Here is a 23,898-nt window from a genome sequence, read left to right on the forward strand (position 1 = left end):
TTTATTTACTTCAAATCACACTTATCAAGTAGTTTCCGGATCTCCTTAACGGACATAGACTCAATCTCGCTCTTATCATACATCGTCACAAGATAAATTGTTCCTTCATCAACGCTGACAAGTACCGTAAAAGTTATCACCCGAGCTCCCCCTCTCTTGCCCTGTGATTTCGAGTGGATGGACATCCGGACCTTACGAAGGCCACCTCCCAAATCCGTTCCCGACAAAGGGTTCTCCAGCAGTTCGTCCCTCAACCTTAGGATATCTTCTTTCAACGACTTATATCGTTTCGCCAAATATTTCACCTCCTTAGCGAAGGGCGGTAATGCCTCAATCTTATAACTCATTCAATAGATCCTCTAATGGGCGAGAGGTTATTTTTCCCGCCTTCAAGTCTTTTACGCTCTGGAAAGCCTCTTCCAGCACCTCCCGCTCGCTTCGCTTGGCAGGCGAGAAGGTCTTCTCTTTTAAGTTCCGCAAGAGCGATAAAGCCTTACGCATAAGCTCCTCATTATCCAAGATACTCATGGCTTCCTCCATGTATGTATATTTCAACTCATTCGCTGTCATGGTCATATTCCTCCCTTTGCTTGTTTTTAATCCATCCTGTTCTTATAATCCTCATAGTCGAACGTACGGTACATCACCAGCTGGTCGTCCTTGTTCCAAAGGGCCAAGGAAGGGTGCGGTATGCCGTTGAACATATTCGTCTTCACGATCGTGTAGTGGATCATATCCTCGAAAATCAGCTTGTCGCCGATCGCCAAAGGCTTATCGAACGACCAATCCCCCATATAATCACCGCTCAAACAGCTATTTCCCCCGATCCGGTAGGTAGGTTTCCCTTCCACGGCATCCGTAGCGAAACGGATAGCCGGTTTGTAGGGCATCTCCAAGCAATCCGGCATATGGCAGGTGAACGAGGCGTCGATAATCGCCGTCTTGATACCGTGGTTCTCCACGATATCCACCACGGTTGTCAGCAAGAACCCGGTCTGCCAAGCGAAGGCGCTACCCGGCTCCATGATCAACTCCAAGTTCGGATATCTCTCCTTAAAGCCTTTCAGTAAAGCGATTAAATGCTCCACGTCGTAATCCTTACGGGTCATCAAATGACCACCTCCCATATTCAGCCACTTGACGTGAGGCAGGAAACGGCCAAAACGCCTCTCCACCTCGGCCAGCGTCCGCTCCAGATCATAGGAAGTGGACTCGCACAAGGTATGGAAATGCAGCCCCTCGATACCCTCCGGCAACGTGTCTCCCAGCAAGTCGCCGGTCACCCCCATCCGGGAACCCGGAGCACAAGGATTATACAAGTCCGTCTCCACGTCCGAGTATTCCGGATTGATCCGCAACCCACAAGACACCCGGTTACCATCCGCCCGCACCATCGGATAAAAACGATGGAACTGAGAGAGCGAGTTGAACGTAACGTGACTACTGTATCTCAAGATCAACGGGAAATCAGCCTCCGTATAAGCCGGGGAATAGGTATGCGCCGGACTTCCCATTTCCTCGAAGGCCAACTGGGCCTCAAATTTAGAACTTGCTGTCGAAAAAGGAATGTACTCACGTACGATCGGGAACGCTTTCCATAAAGCGAAAGCCTTAAAAGCCAATATGATATTCACTCCCGCACGTTCTTTTACGCTCTTGATCAAGGACAGGTTGTTTCTCAGTAATTTCTCCTCCATCACATAGCAAGGCGAGGGTATCTTGTTGATGTCTATCATGCTGTATCTCAATATTTCATATTAACATGCAAATATAAGAAAAACATTCTGATATTACAACTATTATCGGGGTAATTCATTGAATATGTCGCAGAAAAAAGACAGTTGTGTTAACTTGCGAATACTACTGTGTTCGTAGACAAATACTATAGTACTTGGGCACAAGCACTATAGTATTTCTGGGTTCTTTTCATTCTCTTTTTAATCGAAAAAAAAGAAAGGAGGCATCTTGCCTCTATTCTTTATATTTTTATTATAATATCTATTTATATCTTATATGATGCGAAAGTGAGTTCGAAAGCCCATTCGAAAATAAACCTTTCCTTTTCTGCCAATCATTAAAATCCAACGACTTAGCTTCAAAAAGCAGTGTTCGATTCGGCATTCGAAAATGAATTCGAGCAAAAACGCACTTAGCCTAACACGCTGAGTTTGGCAAACTTAAGCAAAAGTCGCCTTTCTCCGAAATTCTTGAAGGCGACCGTCACTTTCGCATCACCTCCCTCACCTTCCATCGAGACGATCTCGCCATCGCCGAAACGGTCGTGATTGACCTTCTGGCCCACCCTCAAAACAGAGGCATCCGTGGCCGGAGCCGCCGAAAAGGACGATTCCATCGTGTTTTTTAACTTCGTAAGATGCCCTTGACGCTGTGCCGCTTGCTTCACCGGCGACACGAAATCATCCTCAACCGCCCTTGGTTGCCGGAATGGAGAGGCAAAAGCCGGGCGCCCGTAGCGTTCACGGGCCGAGGCGAATGCATCTGAAGCGCCGGCATCCGAAGGCATATCCAGATACTTAGCGTCTATATCCTTCAAGAAACGGCTGGGCGTACACATATCCGTCTTCCCGTTACGATAGCGGCTCTTCGCATAGCTCAATACGCAATTTTGCTCCGCACGGGTAATCGCCACGTAGAACAAACGACGCTCCTCCTCTACCGCTCTCGGGTTATCTTTCGATAGGGACGAGGGGAATAGGTCTTCCTCCAAGCCTACCACGAAAACATTCGTGAATTCCAATCCCTTGGCGGCATGTACGGTCATCATCGTGACCTTATCGGAGTTTTCCTCTTTATCGTTATCTTGATCGGTGAGCAAGGATACCTCCGCCAAAAAGTCGGACATGGCGACTTGCTCCATGCCCTCCTCACGCCGGATCTCGCAAAACTCGGCGATACCTTTCAGCAACTCCTGCAAGTTCTCTTGCTTGCTCACGCCCTCTACGGAACGGTCTTGAAACAGGTCGGAAACGATGCCGCTACGCTTCACCACCAAGGTAGCCAATTCCTCTGCGGAGAGTTTTTTATTCTCTTCAATGAAAACTTCAATCAAACTACGGAAATCGCTCAGTTTCTTAGCTGTACCGTTATTTATCGGTAGCGAATATTCTAAGGGGGCTTGAAGCACGGTCCATAGACTTACCCCGTATTCGGTAGCGGCACCGACAAGCTTACCTACCGTCGTATCCCCGATTCCCCGGGTGGGATAATTGATGATTCGCTTCAAGGCCTCCTCGTCGTGCGGGTTCACGATCAGGCGGAAGTAAGAGATCACGTCCTTGATCTCTTTCCGCTGGTAAAAAGACAAACCGCCGTAAATCTTGTAAGGGATGCCCCGCTTTCGCAACGCCTCTTCCAAGATACGGGACTGGGCGTTGGTACGATACAGGATAGCGAAATCGGCATACGAGAATTTCCCTAATATCCCGTGCATCTCGTTGATTCGGGCGGCTACGGTGTAGCCCTCCTCATAATCGGAGTACGAGGTGAAAACACTCACCTTGTTGCCCGCCTCCTTCTCGGAATAGACCGTTTTGGGTATCTGACGTGTATTCTTGTCGATCAAGCTATTGGCGGCGTTCACGATATTCTGGGTGGAACGGTAATTCCGTTCCAGCTTGAAGATACGGCAACCGGTATAAAGATTCTTGAATTGCAGGATATTATCTATATTAGCGCCTCGGAAAGAATAGATGCTCTGGGCGTCATCCCCTACCACGCAGATATGGCCGTGTCTCTCGCAAAGCCGTTGCACGATCAAGTGTTGGGCGAAGTTCGTATCTTGATACTCATCCACCAATACATACCGGAAGAAGTTCCGGTATTTCTCCAAGACGGCCGGATGATCCCGGAACAGGATATTGGTTTGCAGCAACAAGTCGTCGAAATCCATGGCTCCCGCTTGCAGGCAACGGCTCTGGTAACGTTTGTAGATTTCCCGGAGCAAGGGGACCTTGGCATTCATATCGCTTTCCACGAGCTCTTTATTTTGCTCGTAGGCCGTATAAGTTATCAAGGAGTTCTTCGCGTTGGAGATCCGGCTCTGCACCATTCCTAGGCGGTACACCTTATCGTCCAATTGCATTTCCTTGATGATGGATTTCAGTAAGCTCTTGGAATCAGTGGCGTCATAAATCGTGAAATTGGAAGGATAACCGATATGCTCCGCCTCGTTCCGTAAAATACGGGAGAAGATGGAATGGAACGTTCCCATCCATAGCCGACGGGCCGTTTGGTCACCGGTGATGGCCGCAATACGCTCTTTCATCTCCCGGGCCGCCTTATTGGTAAAGGTCAGCGCCAAGATACTATAGGGAGGCAATCCCAATTGCAGTAAATAAGCGATCTTATAGGTCAGTACCCTTGTCTTACCGGAGCCAGCCCCGGCCACGACCAAGGATGGCCCCTCATTGTAAACCACCGCTTCCCGCTGGCTCTCATTCAGTTGATTCAAATACTCTTCCACATTCATCCGTTTTAGGGATACAAAATTAGGGAAAATAAGCGATTCCACATAAAAAAGTTGGGCAGGTCGCCGATAATATATACATTTGCCTACATATAATCAGTAGTATTAACCAAAACAAGGGACTATGGGAAATTGGGAGAGACAACAGACAATGAGGAAAGAACGGGACAAGGTCCGAAGGGAGACTTTAGGGAAGTTCTTTTTTGACTTGGCTAAATTAATGTTTACGACGATGGTATTAGGAGAAATGCTCCTATTAGCAAAAGACATCGGCGACATTAATAATTGGGGTATGTTAAATATAGGGATTTTAGGTACTTACCTATTAGCCCGAGTTGGAAATAGAATATTAAAATAATATGATCATGATAAAAGATTTAAATGGATTGACAGTGTTGATGCTCGTTGTTACCATTTTAGCCGCTATCTTCTTAGCTTGGCTTTACACAAAGCCCGGCAAGAAATGGTTGGATGAGTTATGATACCGTAGGTGGTGTGCCATATTGTGGATCATGGCACACCATCTTCTTTATTTAGCGTCCAACAGATCATCATTCCTTATGCTCCTCCCCGCCTTCTTCACGCTCGCTTTTAAATCACCGATCCGGTAGCTAATGGCGATGCCGAAACCACGGCTAAACATACGCTCGGTCTGCCGGATATGAAAGTCCGGATATCGCTCGTTAATCTGTATCGTCTTATGATCTCCCAGAAAATCTTGCGCCCGCAGCGTACAAGTCAATTTATCCTTCAAGAAGCTCTTTACCACACTCAAGCCGTAAAAATAAAAGCCGTACGAGTCCATCCCCACATTCGGCTCGGAACGCACGTATCCACCCGACAGGACAAAACGCCACCCGTACTTAAACTTCTGCGAGAAATCGACAAAAGCAGAGCCACAAAAGCCGGAATTACGCACATCCGTATCGTAAACCTCATTCCCCTCCTGCGCCCGTAAATCCAGATAATGCAACATGCTGTTCAGCGACACGCTTGTCCGGGGCGAAGGATTATAGCTTAGATAAAGGTTTCCTCCCGCTGCTTTCACGTCCACGAGATTATCATACGTACTATTCACCACATTCGCCGAATCAATGAACAGATACTCATCAATCACCCCTTTTCCCAAGGTGCAGAGCACGGAAGCCTGCACATTCAATTTCGTTCCGTAATAACTGTATGACGCCGAAAGACGATGATGTTTCTCCGATACCAATCCCGGATTTCCATACGAGATAGAGGTCCCAGACACGAACACCGTAGGATTCAAATAGCTGATATTCGGGCGACGTAAACGTAAGTTGTAAGCCAAGCGAAACAAATTCCGGTCGTCCAAGCGGAAAGCGGAGGTCCAAGAAGGAACCCAATCCGTTACACGATAATTAAAATCCTTGCCTTCGCCTTGTTTATAAGTCACGTCCTGCCAAGTATGTTCCATACGAATGCCCGGGTTCAAGCTCCATTTACCATACTTAAATCCATATCCCGCATAGGCGGAGCCTATATTCTGCACATGCCGATATTCCACCAAAGGTTGTAAATCAGCGGGTAACCAGACACCCTCACCCAACTCCTTTACCTCCGAAGTAGCGTGGCTCGTACTGTTACGCCGAATCAGCTTCAAACCGCCCTCGATGGAATGCGTACTTGTAAAAGGATTCACGTAATCAAGCTGGGCCGTATGCTCATGGGTGCGGGCATGACTGATTTGCCGGGTATAATCGGCCTCCAGTTGGGGTAACGAGACATTGCCCATCTTGTCCTTATCATGAAACACGCTATAAATATCGTTCGGGATATAATCGTACTGATAGGAAAGCGTTAGCATCTCTTCCTTATTTCGTTTGAATAAACGCTGATAATCCGCTTTTAAGGAGGCACTACCCCATTCGTTCTTCTTACTCATATCCTCGTTATAAGCATAGATTTCTTCCCCCTCTTTATCAAACCTGCTATAATGGCTATTCCAAATAGAGTTGCTGTTTCCGATATTCAAGTTTCCGGACAAGGAGATCAAATTCAATGTATCGATCTCGAAACTGCCTTCCAGACTTCCATAATGGGCCGGATATTTCACGTCTACGTCCGAGAGCATCCGGAGCTTCGCACCGTCTCCCGACTGAGTACGGAGATAATCCGACTCGCTCTCGGACGATTGTTGGCTAAACGTATAATTTCCGGAAAGCGATAATCGGCCATATTTCAGCGTAGCGAAACCACCGACACTCTTAAATAAGTTCATCACCGTAGTGTTTATACTCGCGTTATATCCCTCGAACTCCGCTCCTTTCGTCACGATATTCAAGATTCCGCTGACACCCTCCGCATCGTAACGGGCACCGGGATCTGTTATCACCTCCACTTTCTTGATCATGCTGGCGGGGATACTACGCAAGACCTCCTTGGGATTATTGGAGAACATATTCGAGGGACGCCCGTTCATATAAATCTTAAAACTGGATTGTCCGTTTACCTTCACGTTATCCTCGCCATCCACGGTCACTAGAGGGACTTTCCGCAACATCTCCAGCAAGGTATAGGTTCGGGAATCCGGGTCCTCGGCGATACTGTAAGTAGTCTTATCCGCCTCTGCCTTTATCAAGGGTTTCACGGCGACAATGTTTATCTCGGGCAAGTCCTCGTTCAAATACAATGAATCGGGAGAGACGAGTTGGGCAGTCAACGTCGAGTTCCAGTTTCCCACAAGCCCTATCAAGGCCATCATCATCAGAAATCTTTTCATATCCGTATCTTATTTGATTTGTTTTCGGGCAAAAGTAGAGGCAACAGACAACAACAACGTAAATAATCGCCGGATAAGTAGCTGACATTTCCATGACATTTCCATGACATCCGGTCATTTAGCAGGATTTAGGTCTATTTCATCCCGAATCCTATCGAAAAGGATACTTTCCTTCTATAATATTTAGTACCTTCGAGCGTTCTTTTTATGTTAATTCTAATCTAGCGAATAATGAATACACGACTATCGGCCAATCTATCCGTTTTGGGTACCTCCTTAATGCTGATCCTCTCGTTCAGCTTCGGTTTCCATAGTTATACGGAAGCCAAGAAAACGATCGTGACAGACTTGAATCAAGCGTTGCAACAAACGATCCTGCAAAACTCCCACCTATGGATGAGCCAAGATTCCATACGCACCTATGCCAATCTATCCAAGCTTTTCGGCAATCCGGTATCCATAGAAAGTTATAACAAGGACTTTTCCGACGCATTGAGTTATACGCCCGACAAGAAGAAAACGGGAATCGTGATCCACGTACTCAATAAAGATCCTCAAACCGAAAACGCTCCCGCTAATACCAACAAGAAACTCAACGAATATTATATCGCCAGCGATACGATTATCTGGGCATCATCCATAGCGAACAGCCCCAATACTGCCACGGATCATATCGGGATCTCATTCCAAGGGTACGCCAATTGCTCCACCCTTGCGGTTATCGGGCTATCGGACAAATCTTTGCCCGGCCTATTCCTCGGGCTTGCCTTTTTATCCGCTACCCTGCCCCTATTGCTTAAACGTTATAGAAAGGAGTTGATAATGCCTCAGCCTATCCATCCGGGAAAGACCATCTCTTTCGGTAATTTGAACCTTTCTTGCGAGACCGCCTCCTTCTATAAGGAGAATGAGGAGAAACTAAAACTCACCCCTCAGCAATATGCCTTGATGGAGATGTTTTTCCTATCGCCTACGCATATCTTGAACCGCTCGGATATCTGCGAAAGTTTATGGCCGGGAAAGATCAACGCCGACGAGACCTTGAACACCTTGATCCGAAGGCTACGGCCTTTAGTGGAGGAAAACAGTAACCTAAAGATCACGACAGACAGAGGACGAGCTTATGCGCTTGAAATAAAAAAGAGCGACCATCTCTGATCGCTCTTTCCTTTTTATCTAGATAGAATTAATATCTTCCACCATCCCGGTTAGAACCATAACCGCCACCTCTGTTAGAGCCATAGCCACCGCCTCTGTTGGAACCGTAACCGCCACCTCTGTTGTTATTGAAACGACCACCTCTGTCGCCTCTATCCTCTCTAGGTCTGGCTTCTGTTATATTGATGACTTTGCCGTCATAACTTGCTTGGTTTAACTCCTCGATAGCCTTTTTAGCTAGCTCATCATCGCTCAGCTCAACGAAACCGAAGCCTCTTGAACGGCCGGTTTCTCTATCCATAATAACTTTTGCTGAAGTAATCTCACCGTAATCAGCAAATAACTGTCTTAAGTCCTCATCAGAGATGTTGTAACTTAGATTTGAAATGTAAAGATTCATTTTGTAAACTTTAATTAAATGGTTAATTGAGCTGAGTATGTCGACTAAAAAAGTTTACCTAACAAATCAAGTTGTGAGCAAATACTTTCTAATACAAACTTAAATCAATCTCAAATATGCTGCGAATGTAATGGTTTTATTCGAGCATACAACTATAAATCCAATAAATTTCGAAAAAATATAAGGGCGGGGTCTGCCCGCCCCCCACGAAATTAGAATACGGTAACTTCTTGTCCCGCGGTATTCGCACGGATTAAATAATCGTACATCGCCTCGCAATACACCGGAGGCAGGTAGAAGCGGCCCGGGTAGACTGCGCAAAGATTGATCTTCACGGTCACTTGACTGCCTGCCGGCAGACGGTCTATATAACTATAAACACGGTCGTCACGAATATCCTGATAATTCACTCCGGCGCTCAAGCTGTCCGTAGCGGACTCATTCAAGAAACGGGTATTCAGTATTTCCCATCCGGCAGGGAAGATCTCCGATAATACCAAATTATTATATCCCCGGGCCGAAGGGTTCTTTACCGTAACCACGGCGGAGAAATTCGTACCTTGCTCCAATTGGGCGACATTGACCGGACGTCCGTTCAAGTCCACATAGCTAACCGCCAACGAGACACCGTTCGCATACGCTTTTTCCTCTCCCTGCTCCGGTATTCCCTCGGTTATGATACGGGCGAAGAGCGTAGATTTACCCGTGTTCTTCAACTCGACGCTCGCCGAGGTCCCCGCCTTATCCAATAAGGTCTCGGACCATATATTCTTATCCGTTTTCACCTGTCCATCCTTTCCGCCACAAGCGTACGTGAAATCCATGACCCCGTCTACCCGATATTTAGCTAGGTAGTCCGACAAGGCAACTAAAGCGAATGCCGTAGATTGTGTGCTCAACCAATCATCCGAAGAAAGCTGTTTGGACAACTCTTCCACCAAAGTAGCGGCCTCCTTGCCTTTATCCAACAAGCAAAGCGTCATTAACTGGATGGATTGATCCCGGACATCACTGCCGAACGTCTCGTCATACTCGGAATAACCGGAAGGAAGAGCCGTCGTCTTACTGATCAGGTCTTGAGCGACATCCTCACGGCCGACCAAGGCATAGGCGGAAGCTAGCGACCAGCGACTCATGGAGGCCAAGTCTTTCATCTCTTTCAAGCGGTTCATGGCACCCATCTCCGGCGACCCGGCCAAAGCCAATACATACAGGCGATAGGCTTGGGTAGTCTCTTCCGAATCCATATAATAAGAGGTAGCCGGCTTCCAATTACGGGCTACCCGGCGTAGATTATTCAATACGCTTTGTTTCATGGCCTCGGGAACCAAGTAGCCTTTCTTCGAGGCTTCCAGCAAGAAATGAGTAGCGTAAACCGTACCCCAGCCATTGCTGCTCGTTCCACCCGGCCAATAGGCGAAAGCCCCATCTACGGTCTGGTAAGAGCGCAGACGGCGGATCACCTCTTTCACGGCCTCCTCCGTGGATTTCGCCTGTTGAGGGGTCAAATCCGTAAACGAGGAGATATAAAGCTGCGGGAATCCTTTCGAGGTGATCTGTTCCAGACATCCGTGAGGATAACCCAACAAATAAGATAGACGTGAGGATAAGTTCACGGGGGCGATATCCGACACTTCCAAAGTCAACTGGTTCGTACCCGTGGCACCCGGCATCGCAACCGTCTCTTTCCAAGACTTGCCGGCCTCCAAGGTAGCGGCGGTAACTTTCACTTGCGGGCGGCGTACCGTACGGATCTCCAGTTCCGTCTCATAAACGGATTTATCCCCTTTACCCGTAGCGGTTATCGTTACCTTCCCGATACCCGGGTTCTTCTTCACCCGGATACGGAACGAGGCTTGCTGATCCCCTTTCCGCTCGAAGCTCAAGCTCCTCGTCGCCTCGCCGACCACTTCCATATTCGAGCTGCAAGCGATAGATACATTCACGGCCCCTACGCCATCCTCGGTAGCGAATACCGTAGCGGGTACTACCATCTCCTCGCCCACGCCGATCACCCGGGGCAAGGTTCCTAGCAGCATTACGGGCTTACGTACCATCACGCTCTTATCGGCATGTCCATAAGCCTCCCCGTTTCCGGCTACCACCATGATCTTGACACGCCCGTTATAATTCGGCATCTGATAGGTATGCCGGGCGGTCTTCCCCTTCTTCAGCAAGAACGGGCCGTCAAATCGCACCACGGGCTTGAAGCGGTTCACGATCGCTTTCGGGCCTTTGTTCAGCGCATCGTCGCCGCCGATACTGAACAATTGCTCGATACGGCCGCCGTAAGCGCCAACCACGTAGTTATACAAATCCCATGTATTCACGCCCAACGCTTCCCGGGCGTTAAACGCCTTCCAAGGCTCCGGCGTACGGAAACGGGTCAGGTCCAGCAAGCCCTCGTCCACGACCGCCAGCGTGTAAGCCATCTCCTTTCCATTCTTCTCGGAGACGGAGACGGTATAAGAGGCATCCGGTTTCAACTCGGCGGGAGATTGGATAACCGGAGTCAGATGGCTCTCCGGAGAAGTTACCGTGAACGGGACCACGCCATACAAGCGGATCGGCAAATCGTTCTTCGTGATGCCATGAGGCTGCAAAAGGGTGATATAGACGTAAGCGTTCGGCTGCATATCTTTCGTCACATCCAGTCTCACGGTCGTTTGTTTATCCTCGCACGTATGTTCCGTCAAGGAAAGGACACGCACGCCGTTCTCTATACTGATAATCGCACGGCTTCCTTTCGTAGAGGGGAAGGTGACTACCATCTTCTCGCCGGGCGTATAACTATCCTTATCGGTCTTGAAACTAAGCATCGTGGCGGACTCGCTGCCATCGGTGTTACGTCGGCCCTCGTTATAAGGCCAGTCGAAATAACTCATCACTCCCGTAGAGTGCTTACTCTCCTTATCTTTCACGGAGATGAAATACGTTCCCCACTCCTTATCCGGGAAAGAGAGCTGGAACGTACCCCGGCCGTCCCCATCCGTACGGACGGTAAATGTCTTTACCGGCTTATTGTAGGAATCCGATACGTAATTGGCCAGACCGCTACTGTTGGAATCCCACCACCAATACCAATAGACCTTATATACTTTCACGTCTAATTCCGTATTCGCTTGCGGTTTCCCTAAATAATCAACAGAAGCGACCTCGTAGGTATAATTGGCTCCGGTATTTAGTTGTTCCTTATCTTTCTGCGGAGATTTGATACCGGCATACCGGCGATAAGGCGAGTAAAGCATCCGGTCCGCGTCGATACTGAAATCTCCGGATTCCTCATAGACCCGGGTCACTAGGTTTGCCAGCAACATTCCGGGAGCGGTAGAACCCAGCTCGAAGCGGGCTTGTACCGTGGCATCGCCCCGCTCATTGGTAACGCCGGAGATCAGCTTGCTCTCTTCCGTATTAAATACACGGGAAGGATCGTCGAAATAGAAACCCTTATAGCCCTCGAAGGTAGTCGGGGTAGCGATAAAGGTTCCTTGTATATCATATTTCAAGTTACGGGCGATAGCTCCTTGCAGCCATTCCACATGCAGGCGGGCATCCATAGGCTCACCACGCAACAAGGTCTTCTCCGGCATGGATAAGGCGATCTTCAGGCGGTTTGGCTTGATGGACTCGATGCGTAAGCGCTTCGAGAAAGAGACACCACCCACTTGTACCTTCACGTTCCAAGCGCCTGTAGGAGCGTCCGCCTCGGTAACGAAATCGAAGACATAAAGCCCCAGCTCGCCACGGGTCTGCGTCTTACGGGCATACATTTGCCCTAACGGGTTGTACAGCTCCATCACCACCGGATGCTCTGCCGGCAATTGCTTCGCCCGGTCGTTCAGCATAAAACCCAGATGCAACGTATCACCCGGACGCCATACGCCCCGCTCACCATAGATAAAGCCCTTGATCCCTTTCTGGACGACCTCGCCCGATACATCGAACGAACTGAGCGAGAGAGCCGATCCGTTATCCACCCGCAGATAGGAACGTTGGGTTCCCTGTGAGGCGATCAGGTAGAACGGACGTCCCGAGGAGAGATCCAGCCGTACCTGCCCCTTGTCATCGGTCGTGCCCGAGGCCAACGCTTGGTGTTGGTAATTATAGGCGGTAACCGTAACTCCTCGCTCCGGCTCCGTATTCTGTATATTATGCACCAACACGGTCATATCATTATCCTGCCCCATCAAGGCGACCAGTCCCAAATTGGTAGCCAAGATATTCTTTCCCTCTACCTTATTAAAGTAATAACTATCCGAGCAAGGATCGTTCCATTCTTTCCAATTATAACTAGACCAATCGTATTGACGGTAATAATACGCTCCCTCGTCAAAACGGGCGGACTCTTCCTTGAAACGGATCTCGTCCGAGGCCAAGATCTGCTCCTTCGAGATCTTCACCGTATCATTCCCGCAAGGATAGGCCGACAAAGGCCGGTCAAACGAAAGCTCCAGACGGTAGATAGCGCCCGGTTCCGGCTCGATCAACCGCTTTAAATCGACCGCAAACGTATTCCACCGGGACAGGTCAAGACCCTCCTCATCCAAGAAGATCGTCTTACGGGCGATCAAGCGTCCGACACGCATCAGCTCCCCGGACTCATCCAAGTTGTTCGATTGCAGGAACTGACCGATATTCTGCTCCAATATCTTGATAACGCTCACCGTAACCCCTCGCAAATAAATCGCTTGGAAAGGAACGGATAATTGCGTGGATTGCGGGATGATCACTCCTTTCCCGATAAAACGGACACCGGGTTTCTGCTCATCTAGGATTATTTGACGCACGACAGCCTCTTTCAGGTTCAAGCCGCTCTTGCTGCGGATGCCTTGGTTCAGGTGGATATTCATCACGCCCTTTTGCCACAAATCGGCATCCGGATATAGGCGTAGCTTGTTTCCGTCCACGGTTACGGTCTCCGACGTATTCTCGGCGATAAAGGCCAAGCCTCTCATATCTTGGCCCACATCCAATAACTTCGTGAAAGCGACCTCCACGTAACGCTCCGGCTCGGACACATACGTCACGTCGTACACCGAGAAATCATTCTGATCCGGAACGCTCACTGTCACGACATCGGCCTTTTCCACGCCTAGTTTATTAGAAGATACGGAAAGCTTGAGTGTCCGTTCCCCCTCCATCCCGGCGGAGACATTGAATAAGGTCACCTCATGTTTCTTTCCATCCGGGCTGTGTTGCCAAGTAGCGTCTACCTTCTCCGAGAAATCCACCAACGACTCCACGGTCTCCGGAGATTCCTTATCCGGCGTGAAAAGCACGGCGGTCAGATCGTACCCATTCTCGTTTTTCTTGTTGATATCCATCGATTCCAGATTCCCCCGAAGGGCTAAAGGGAGCGTGGTAAAACCAAAAGCGAACCACTTATCCTTACCTTCCGCCTCAAACCATTCGGACAAATCGGCGTTCACCTGATAAGAGGTGTTTCGCTCAAAGCCTTTCTCCGGCTTGAATACCAACGTCCGGTTATTCTCGAAAGCCCATTTCCCCGGCACATCGGGCTTGAGGCGCACGAGTTTCCCCAATCGGTCCGCCTTTAATCGATCCGCCGGGATCTCTTGATTAAAGATCAGGTAAACGGGAGAATACCGGGAAATCTTCCCGGTAGTAAACGCCTCTACATTCGGATTATAAGGGGGGAGATCTTGATCCGTGGAGCTTGTCGTATGACAACTTGTCAAGATAGACAAGAGACAAAGTACGCAGAATAAACCGATAGACCGTATCATACACATGAATGTTTAAATGGTTAATCCACAAATGTACATAAATAGAAGGATTTCTCTCCTATACTTTCAGACAAACTGATAATTTTCGTACATTTGTCTTAAATATGGAGCGACCAGTATGCCACCAAAGAAGTACAGGAGTCGCTAAACAAGAGGAAAGAAAAGTATATGGCGAAGAAATTCGAAATTCGAAATAGCACGGCGGAATTCCTTATCTTCATGCTAGAAGGTAAGGAAGATGGCATACAGGTAATGTATCATAACGAAACCATCTGGTGCACGCAGAAAGCGATGTCTACCCTGTTTGACTGCTCTACAGACAATATCGGATTACACCTAAAGAACATCTTTACATCCGGTGAATTACGGAAAGATTCAACTACCGAGTTTTTCTCGGTAGTTCAAATCGAGGGCGGACGGCAAGTATCCCGAAAAACATTGTTTTATAACCTTGATGCGATCATTTCTGTCGGTTATCGTGTAAACAGCGTTCGTGCTACACAATTTCGCCAATGGTGCACATCGGTCATCCGTCAATTCGCTATCCGTGGTTATGTGATAGACAAGAAGCGTATGGAGAACGGCTCTTTCATCGGTGAAGATTATTTTGAACATCTACTAGCCGAGATACGGGAGATACGGTTAAGCGAGCGTCACTTTTACCAAAAGTTGACCGATATCTATGCTACCGCTATTGACTATAATCGTGACGCACCAACCACCCGCCTCTTTTTCCAAAAGGTACAAAATAAGATACATTATGCCGTACACGGTCATACCGCCGCCGAGTTAATCGTGAACCGAGCCAACTCGGAAAAAGAACATATGGGACTGATCACATGGGAAAATGCGCCTAAAGGGAAGATCGTAAAAACAGATGTGGCCATTGCCAAGAACTACCTTAACGAGATGGAGTTGGACGACATGGGACATTTAGTCAACGCAGTTCTGGATATGGCAGAGCGCATGGCTAAACGACATATACCCATGACCATGGAAGACTGGGCAAAACGTATCGACCTGATACTCGAAGCCGGAGGTAATGACTTATTGACCAACGCCGGCAAGGTGACAGCCGAATTAGCCAAAGCTTTCGCAGAAGCCGAGTTCGAGAAGTATCGGGTCATTCAAGACCGTCTCTTCCAATCGGATTTTGACCGTTTCGATAGCGAGACCTTGTTCCCGACAGATTTCAATCCCGATAATACATAAATAGCAACATCATGACCAAGAAACTACACAAGGAAATCCCCATCGACTACGCCGTCTGCCAGCAACAAGATTGCCCTCGGGCCGGAAAGTGCCTGCACCAGATCGCCTACCAACCGCTCATCGAACAACCGGCAACCGTATTACGGCTGCTGAACCCCACCCTCTGTACCCGGGATGGGGCTTGCCCCTACTTCCGAGACTCCGCTCCCGTCACCTACGCACGGGGTTTCACCGGAATACAGAGCCGGATGTTCCCGGCGCAATACCAGCAATTCATGTCGATACTCATGTCCCATTTCGGACGTAACCCCTACTTCGAGCGGCGAAGGGGCGAATTTCCACTCTCACCTAAAGAGCAAAGGATCGTGCTAAACGCCTTGCGAAGGGTCGGAGTGACGGAAGAGCTAAGGTTCGATCATTATGAGGAGAGTGTCAATTGGTATGATTGAGGCAGTACTCTTTATAAAGTACCGCAATACTCAGCCGGACAGTACCGCAGTACTTCTTAAGGAGTACCGCAGTACTTTGCGCACAGTACTACAGTACTTCCTACGGAGTACTGGCAGATGCCTCAGCCATCTATCCAAGTCGCTACTACCGAGGCCGGGACGAGTGCCATGGCGCCTCCTCGCATCCCTCTTGGGGATCGGCGTGACGGCGTGGTGTATCCTGTATGGCATCGTGCCCCGGCAATTATTTCCCGCCCCCTGCTCTACCTTATTATATTCGGCCGAGGGCGAGCTTTTAGGCGCACGTATCGCACCGGACGGGCAATGGCGTTTCCCGGCGGCGGATAGCTTGCCTGATAAATTCGTGGATTGCTTGCTCACGTATGAGGATAAACGGTTCTTTTACCATCCCGGTATAGACCCCGCCGCCATCTTCCGGGCGATCCGCTTGAACGGGAAAGCGGGGCGTGTGGTGAGCGGAGGAAGTACCTTGACCATGCAATTGGCACGCATAGCGAGAGGGAACCAAAACCGGACCTTCTACGAGAAAACGATCGAGATGTGCTGGGCGCTCTTTCTAGAAACCACCTATAGCAAACAAGAGATACTGAACCTCTATGCCTCGCACGCTCCCTTCGGGGGAAACGTAATCGGGCTGGAGACCGCCGCATGGCGTTATTTCGGGCGAAGCGCCTCCGAGCTATCGTGGGCCGAGAGCGCTACGCTGGCCGTCCTTCCCAACTCCCCCGCCTTGATCCACCCCGGGAGAAACCGGAAACAACTGAAGGAGAAGCGGGATCGCTTATTGGCTTCCCTTCAAAAGAAAGGTATATTGGAAGAGACTGAATACGAACTGGCCTGCATGGAGCCACTTCCCGAAGCCCCTCTCCCTTTACCTAATGATGCCCCGCACCTGTTAGAAAGACTGGCCGCGGAACAACCGGGGCAACGCATCCAAACCTCCGTCCGCCAAGCCCTGCAACGGCAGACACAGGCCCTCGTAAACCGTTATGCCCGTGAATACAGTTCCAACCATATCCATAATCTGGCGGCGATCGTAGCGGACGTGGAGACCGGGGAGGTATTGGCCTACGCCGGAAACGCTACCTATCCGGCCGACGAGCGGCGAGGGAACCAAGTGGACATCATCACCTCGCCCCGCAGCACGGGAAGTATTCTCAAGCCCTTCCTGTATGCCGGTATGCTGCACGACGGGCTGTTGCTCCCCTCCATGCTGGTATCGGACGTGCCCTTGAATATAAACGGCTTCTCCCCCCATAATTACAACAAGACATTCTACGGGGCGGTACCGGCCCATGTAGCCATAGAGCGCTCCTTGAACGTGCCCTTGGTACGTATGCTCTCCCAGTATAATACCGGACGCTTTATGTCTTTACTGAAATCGTGGGGAATGACTACCTTACGTTTCTCCGAGGAACATTACGGGGCCTCCTTGATCTTGGGAGGGGCCGAGGGAACCTTATGGGATCTTTCCGGTATGTATGCCTCCATGTCTCGTGTGCTTAAACATTACCGTACTTACAACGGACGCTATAATCCCGCGGATATCCATCCGCTGACTCCCTTTCCGGCGGAGAGGAAGGAACCCATCCGTTCCCTTACCGATAGCCGGCTCACCGATAAGGCTCTCCTTTCCTCCGCGGCCCTGTGGTACACGTTCGAGGCGATGTCCGCACTGAACCGTCCCGAGGAAGAGGCCGACTGGCAACAATTCGAGTCGATGAAACGGATCGCATGGAAGACCGGGACGAGTTACGGGGGACGAGACGCTTGGGCGATCGGCATGACTCCCCGCTACGTCGTCGGCGTATGGGCAGGTAACGCTTCCGGCGAGGGCCGTCCGGGACTTACGGGTGTCGGCAACGCCGCCCCGGTCCTTTTCGATCTCTTTTCCCTATTGCCCGGTGGCGAATGGTTCGACCTGCCCTATGATGAGACGCTTCCCATGGCGATCTGCCGGAACAGCGGACATAAAGCCTCGCCCTACTGCGAGCAAACGGACACCTTATACATGCCGCTGTCCGGCAATAACACGGGGATTTGCCCCTACCATAAGCTCGTGCATCTATCGGCGGACGGACGGTACAGGGTCAATAGTTCCTGCGAGTCTGTCGACCGGATGATCAGCCGCCCGTGGTTCGTGCTTCCTCCCGCGCAGGAGTATTACTACCGCAACTATCACATCGATTATATCCCGCTCCCTCCGGTAAAACCCGGCTGCGGGCAAGACCTGAACCGCCAGATCGAACTGATCTATCCCGAGCATAACGCCATTCTCTACCTTCCGAAAGGCTTCTCCGGAAAGTCCGAGAAATTTATCTTCAAGGCCGCCCACGCCCGCCGTGACGCTACGATTTACTGGCATCTGGACGAAAGCTATCTGGGAGAGACCACCGAGAATCACCAGATCAGTTGCTCCGTGAGCCAAGGAAAACATCTCCTTACCCTCATCGACAACGAGGGGAACCAGAAGAAAATACAATTCGAGGTCAAGTAAAGCATCCGTTAAGCCTTGACCTTGCCCCAAACAGCCAATTTGCCTCCCTTGACAAGGAAACAGCCTTTCCCTTCCTCATCAATCGTCACGGTATCTTTTACCGAGCCTGTGATCTCATGCCATACCTCGCCTTTCCGGTTCTCCCCCACAGACATTGTTTTCTCTCCATCTTCCCCGTTCGAGATAACCACCGCCAAGCCCGAATCAGCATGTCCCGGATCTCCCAAGCGTACGAAACCGATCGTGTTCGGATGATCAAAATAATCCACCTCTTCCCCGTACGCATATTCTTTCCGGGTACGCAATAGCATATCCAATACCTTACGATGGGGAGATTTCTTCCCTTTTACGCCATAATAATCCCCATAAAAGATACACGGATACCCTTTCTTCATCAACAGGATCAAACCGTAGGCGGAAGGTTTGAACCAATCCTTCACCTGCGACTCCAAAGAACTGTTTTTCTGGGAATCATGGTTATCCACGAAGGTGACGGCTTGATCCGGGCATATCTCGACCAAGGTCCCTTTTAATAGATCGCGTAAATCATAGTCACGACCTTTCTCGGAAGCCTCATTCAAGTTATAATGTAAGGCTACGTCAAACAAATCCACGTTATATTCTACTTGCGACAGGTAAGCCTCCAACGATTCGGTATCGTTTTTCCAATATTCCCCGACAGCGTAGAAGCCCTCTCCCCGATCCGCTCTCACCGCCTCCAGAAAATGCTTGATAAACTGGTCGTTCATATGCTTGATCGCATCGAGTCGCATACCGTCCAAGTTTAGTTCGTTCGATACCCAGATCCCCCATTCCTGCATCTCACGCACGACTTCAGGGTTATCGAAATCCAGATCGGCGAACATGAGATAGTCGTAATTTCCATTCTCATCATCGACTCCCTCACTCCAATGTTTTCCCTCTCCCAGAATCTGGAATATACCTTCCTTCTTGCGGGACACATCATAGTCCGTCCCGGAGAAATGAAACCAATGCCATTTAAAATTAGAATACATATTGCCACGCCCCGGGAAGTCGAAGCCGGTCCATCCCTCTATCTCATGGGGTTCGCTGGTAGCGTTTTCCCGTTGCCCAGGATCTACCTCTTGCGCCATAAACCACTCGGTATAATCGGCTCCCGCCTTATGGTTCATCACGGCATCCAGATATACGCCAATCTGGTTCCGGTGAAGTTCCTCGATCATTTCTTGAAGTTCCTGTTTAGTTCCATACTTGGTGCGTATGGTCCCTTTTTGGTCGAACTCCCCCAAATCATATAGATCATAGGTTCCATACCCCTCGTCCGCTTGCTCATGGCCTTTGTAAGCGGGTGGAATCCATACGGCGCTGATCCCGATCTCATGTAAATGCGAGGCGTCATCCTTCAGCCGTTTCCACAGCATTCCATCGTTCGGCAGATTCCATTCGAAATACTGCATCATTACTCCATTTTCCATATGTTTCTTCTATTTGTTGATAAAACAACACTTCCTAAGCGTCATAAGTTGCTGAAACTAACCACCACATCCTTTTGTTATAGTAAAAAACTAAAGAATAATAAGATGGATTCAAAGCATGTTACAGAGAGTACGTCCGGTCAAGAGGACATTCAAAAGACTTGGTGGAAAGAAGCGATTATATACCAAATCTATCCCCGTAGCTTTCAAGACAGCGATGGCGACGGAATCGGTGACTTAAACGGTATCACCTCCCGCTTGGATTATATACAAAGCTTGGGTGTGGATATCATCTGGTTAAACCCGATCTTTCTCTCTCCCAACGATGATAATGGTTACGACATCAGCGACTATCGGGAAATCATGCGGGAATTCGGTACGATGGAAGATTTCGACCGCCTCCTGAAAGAGATTCATAAACGGGAGATGCGACTGGTACTGGACTTGGTAGTAAACCATACCAGCGACGAGCATCCTTGGTTCGAGGAAGCCCGTAAATCCAGACATAATCCCTATTATAATTATTACCATTGGTGGCCGGCCGAGAAAGGTGAGCCTCCCTTGCGCCTCAGCTATTTCGACGAGGAAGGCAACGCTTGGACGTATAACAAGTCAACCGACTCGTATTACCTGCATTATTTCTCCCGGAAACAACCCGACTTAAATTGGGAGAACCCGGAGGTACACCAAGAGATTTTCGATATGATGCGCTTCTGGTTCGATAAAGGGATAGACGGTTTTCGCATGGATTCCATCTCTCTTATCGCCAAAGATCCCTCATTCCCTCTCATAGATTCCAAGAAATATCCGGATATATTTTCTTTCTATGCCAAAGAGCCTCGCCTGCACCTCTATCTTCACGAGATGAATCGGCAGGTATTAAGCAAATACGATTGTATGAGTGTTGGAGAAGGTTCGGCCGTGATGGTAGATGATGTCGCTAAATTTGTCGATCCGGCCCGGGAAGAGTTGAATATGCTTTATCATTTCGACGCCGCCCGCATCCGGAATACAACCCTACCGGACAATCCGGAATCCGGTATAGACTATAGCTTGATCGCCCTAAAGAAGATGTTTACGGAATGGGATAAGGCGGTAGATAAGGGTTGGCCCTCGATCTACTTGGGTAATCATGACCAGCCCCGTATGGTCAGTCGCTTTGGTAGCGATAAGGATGAGTTCAGGGCCTTGTCCGCCAAGATGCTTATTACTTTTCTGCTTACGATGAGAGGAACGCCTTATTGGTTCGCCGGGGACGAGATAGGTATGCGTAACATTCGGTTCGACCATATCGAGGATTATAACGATATCGATACGATCAACCGCTATAAGAAAGCGAAAGCAGAGGGTAAAGATCCGCAGGCGGTATTGGACGAACAGAAAGAGACCGGACGAGACAACGCCCGCACTCCTTTCCAATGGGATCGCTCGCCGGAAGCGGGATTTACGGCAGGAACCCCTTGGTTAAAGGTAAATCCGGATTATACTTGGATAAACGTAGCGGACGAAGAAAAAGATCCGACCTCCATACTTAATTATTTTAAGAAAGTAGTCAGCTTCCGTAAGGAGAATCCGAGTTTGATTTATGGCAGTTATCATTTGCTGGATGCGGAGAATCCCCAATCCTATACCTTCTTACGCAAGACTGGGGCCGACACTTATCTGATTATGCTCAATTTCTCCCCCAAGGCGGCAATCTCCACTCCGGGGATAGATATGAGTAACGCACACGTCCTATTGGACAATTACGGGGACCGAAGTCATATGGCGCCTCAAAAAGATATCACGCTCCGTCCTTTCGAAGCGATTGTCTTTCAATTGAACCATCCCGTCTATGAATCCTTCATAGATTCGCTAGATCTTTTGGAATGATTCGTTAAAAAGAGGTACAAAACGCAACCAAAGACTTTTCGGATGTGTTTAAATACAAAGCATCAGAACTTTTTAATAAAATATAAAACTATTCGTTATGGGATTTATTTGGTCTATTATCATCGGTATCGTAGCCGGTTATCTGGCTGGTAAGATTATGCGTGGAGGAGGTTTCGGGGTCATTGTTAATTTGATCCTAGGTATTATTGGAGGTGTATTGGGTGGCTGGGTATTCAGTTTACTAGGCATATCGGCCGGTGGTATCTTAGGGAGCTTGATAACCTCTACGGTCGGAGCTATTTTGTTATTATGGATCGGCTCGCTATTCAACAAATCCAAAGAGGTTTAAGAAGGCGTGCTCAATTATCAAATCATATATTACATGGCAACAAGATCTCACGAAACTTTAGTTACGGCATAATATAATGTAAAAGGCAGTCCTTGCCGGACTGCCTTTTTATTTAGATCGTTTCCACTTTTTCTTTAGGTAAAACCCATTTCAATACCAGATAACCGCAAAGACCGGATATAAACGATCCCGTGAATACACCCAGCTTCGCCTGATTCAAGAGATCGGCACCCGCCGCCGTACTGCCGTCAAAGGAAAGATTCGCTATAAACAAAGCGACCGTGAAACCGATTCCTCCCAACATGGATACTCCAAATAAATTACGCTTGCTCATGCCTGTAGGCATGGAGGCAAATGGCGTACACGCGAACAAGTAAGAGAAAGAGAATATACCTAATGTCTTTCCTACAAATAGGCCCACGAACACCGCCAACGGTACATTAACTAATGTCTGGGGTTGGATATCCCCGAATGTCACACCGGCATTCACGAAAGCGAATAAAGGAAGTATCACATAGTTTACCAAAGGATGCAACTTATCAGCGATGGTCTGCAACGGACTGATCGTTTTATCCGCCAACGTATGGATGTTATTCAATACCTGAATTTGTGTAGGCGTAAGCACTTCCGCTTTACGGGACTGACGAACCTCGGTATAGTCCAGCATATTCAAATACCCGGTCATATCACACGTGAAATCATCTAGCTTAACAACCGGACGGGCTGGAACCGTAAAGGCGATCAACACGCCGGCGATTGTCGGATGGATTCCTGACTCCAGAAATAGCAGCCAAACGATAAAGCCACCGATATAGAAAAACAATCGGTTATGTACCCGGAACTTTCCTCCCACATACAACAAAGCGAGGACTATCAGGGATATCAACAAAGGCTCGAAAGCGATATGCCCGCTATAAAACAGGGCGATAATTATGATACCTCCAATATCATCCACCACAGCCAAGGCGGTCAAGAAGATACGCATGCTCAACGGCACCCGCTTCCCCAACAAGCCCAATACGGCCAAGGCGAAAGCGATATCCGTAGCCATCGGAATAGCCGCCCCGTTTACCTCGGGAGGCGTATTACATACTAACATATAAAATAAGACCGGCACGATCATTCCACCACAGGCGGCGATAATAGGCAATAGCGCCTTCCGCACGGAACTCAACTCACCGATCAATACCTCTTGCTTGATCTCCAGACCGATCACGAAAAAGAAAACCGCCATAAGGGCGTCGTTCACGAAAGCCAGCATAGACATGGTCTCGCCATGATGCGCGAAGAAGTTAAACTGCCCGGCTTGCAGATCGATTGGAAAAGCTAATAACTGGTGATACCTATCTGCCCAAGGCGAATTGGCCAAGACCATAGCGATGATGGTAGCGGCAAACAATAAAAGACTAGCGTTCGGCTTCTGTATAGCGAAGCGACGCAACGGTTTAAGGATAACATTAATCGTACGGTCCATAAATAATAAGTTAGATGAAGGTCTTCAACAATT

16 protein-coding genes are annotated in these 23,898 nt (G+C 48.9%); 7 read left to right on the top strand and 9 right to left on the bottom strand.

The annotated features are described in order from the left end of the window. Nucleotides 1–5 precede the first annotated feature (5 nt). The 4 genes from DW033_RS00295 to DW033_RS00310 form a co-directional block, all read right to left on the bottom strand. Nucleotides 6–347, bottom strand: a complete 342-nt coding sequence (locus DW033_RS00295; RefSeq protein ID WP_122382275.1) for a type II toxin-antitoxin system RelE/ParE family toxin — start codon at nucleotides 345–347, stop codon at nucleotides 6–8. Further along, on the bottom strand, nucleotides 337–576 hold the full coding sequence (locus DW033_RS00300) for a hypothetical protein (RefSeq protein WP_005857256.1): 240 nt from the start codon (nucleotides 574–576) through the stop codon (nucleotides 337–339). Before DW033_RS00300 ends, DW033_RS00295 begins: the two co-directional genes overlap by 11 nt. Before the next feature lie 20 nt (nucleotides 577–596). Continuing rightward, on the bottom strand, nucleotides 597–1,736 hold the full coding sequence (gene nspC / locus DW033_RS00305; protein ID WP_122382276.1) for a carboxynorspermidine decarboxylase: 1,140 nt from the start codon (nucleotides 1,734–1,736) through the stop codon (nucleotides 597–599). Nucleotides 1,737–2,149: 413 nt separating this feature from the next. Further along, nucleotides 2,150–4,489, bottom strand: a complete 2,340-nt coding sequence (locus tag DW033_RS00310; protein ID WP_005862657.1) for an ATP-dependent helicase — start codon at nucleotides 4,487–4,489, stop codon at nucleotides 2,150–2,152. Between the two features lie 121 nt (nucleotides 4,490–4,610). Between DW033_RS00310 and DW033_RS00315 the strand changes: the two genes are divergently transcribed. Further along, entirely contained in the window at nucleotides 4,611–4,844 is a 234-nt protein-coding gene (locus tag DW033_RS00315; protein WP_005862659.1) for a hypothetical protein, read from the top strand. A gap of 171 nt (nucleotides 4,845–5,015) precedes the next feature. Here the strand turns inward: DW033_RS00315 and DW033_RS00320 are convergent, their stop codons facing one another. Beyond that, a complete protein-coding gene (locus DW033_RS00320; RefSeq protein WP_005862663.1) occupies nucleotides 5,016–7,229 on the bottom strand; it encodes an outer membrane beta-barrel family protein in 2,214 nt (737 codons plus the stop codon). Nucleotides 7,230–7,460: 231 nt separating this feature from the next. Here DW033_RS00320 and DW033_RS00325 point away from each other — a divergent pair, with 231 nt between their 5' ends. Continuing rightward, entirely contained in the window at nucleotides 7,461–8,387 is a 927-nt protein-coding gene (locus DW033_RS00325; RefSeq protein WP_022192601.1) for a helix-turn-helix domain-containing protein, read from the top strand. A 28-nt stretch (nucleotides 8,388–8,415) separates the two neighbouring features. On the opposite strand, the gene DW033_RS00330 is transcribed toward DW033_RS00325, so the two are convergent. Continuing rightward, complete coding sequence (locus tag DW033_RS00330; protein ID WP_005862667.1) at nucleotides 8,416–8,787, bottom strand: RNA-binding protein; 372 nt, start codon at nucleotides 8,785–8,787, stop codon at nucleotides 8,416–8,418. A gap of 212 nt (nucleotides 8,788–8,999) precedes the next feature. Then, nucleotides 9,000–14,534, bottom strand: a complete 5,535-nt coding sequence (locus tag DW033_RS00335; RefSeq protein WP_122382277.1) for an alpha-2-macroglobulin — start codon at nucleotides 14,532–14,534, stop codon at nucleotides 9,000–9,002. Nucleotides 14,535–14,702: 168 nt separating this feature from the next. Between DW033_RS00335 and DW033_RS00340 the strand changes: the two genes are divergently transcribed. The 3 genes from DW033_RS00340 to pbpC are packed head-to-tail and all read left to right on the top strand — an operon-like array spanning nucleotide 14,703 to nucleotide 18,713. Further along, on the top strand, nucleotides 14,703–15,746 hold the full coding sequence (locus tag DW033_RS00340) for a virulence RhuM family protein (protein WP_048927237.1): 1,044 nt from the start codon (nucleotides 14,703–14,705) through the stop codon (nucleotides 15,744–15,746). Nucleotides 15,747–15,757: 11 nt separating this feature from the next. Continuing rightward, nucleotides 15,758–16,195, top strand: a complete 438-nt coding sequence (locus DW033_RS00345; RefSeq protein WP_121961027.1) for a DUF6078 family protein — start codon at nucleotides 15,758–15,760, stop codon at nucleotides 16,193–16,195. Further along, complete coding sequence (pbpC, locus tag DW033_RS00350) at nucleotides 16,167–18,713, top strand: penicillin-binding protein 1C (protein ID WP_122382278.1); 2,547 nt, start codon at nucleotides 16,167–16,169, stop codon at nucleotides 18,711–18,713. Before DW033_RS00345 ends, pbpC begins: the two co-directional genes overlap by 29 nt. Nucleotides 18,714–18,721: 8 nt before the next feature. On the opposite strand, the gene DW033_RS00355 is transcribed toward pbpC, so the two are convergent. Continuing rightward, entirely contained in the window at nucleotides 18,722–20,170 is a 1,449-nt protein-coding gene (locus DW033_RS00355) for an alpha-amylase (protein ID WP_122297250.1), read from the bottom strand. A 105-nt stretch (nucleotides 20,171–20,275) separates the two neighbouring features. Between DW033_RS00355 and DW033_RS00360 the strand changes: the two genes are divergently transcribed. Continuing rightward, nucleotides 20,276–22,042: an alpha-glucosidase gene (locus tag DW033_RS00360; RefSeq protein ID WP_122382279.1), complete on the top strand. Its 1,767-nt coding sequence runs from the start codon at nucleotides 20,276–20,278 to the stop codon at nucleotides 22,040–22,042. Nucleotides 22,043–22,139: 97 nt separating this feature from the next. Beyond that, nucleotides 22,140–22,391: a GlsB/YeaQ/YmgE family stress response membrane protein gene (locus tag DW033_RS00365; protein WP_005857281.1), complete on the top strand. Its 252-nt coding sequence runs from the start codon at nucleotides 22,140–22,142 to the stop codon at nucleotides 22,389–22,391. 112 nt (nucleotides 22,392–22,503) lie between these two features. On the opposite strand, the gene nhaA is transcribed toward DW033_RS00365, so the two are convergent. Next, on the bottom strand, nucleotides 22,504–23,865 hold the full coding sequence (nhaA, locus tag DW033_RS00370) for a Na+/H+ antiporter NhaA (protein ID WP_121962303.1): 1,362 nt from the start codon (nucleotides 23,863–23,865) through the stop codon (nucleotides 22,504–22,506). Between the last annotated feature and the right edge of the window lie 33 nt (nucleotides 23,866–23,898).

The organism is Parabacteroides sp. AF39-10AC (genome assembly GCF_003635405.1).
In the GTDB taxonomy this organism is placed as follows: domain Bacteria; phylum Bacteroidota; class Bacteroidia; order Bacteroidales; family Tannerellaceae; genus Parabacteroides; species Parabacteroides distasonis.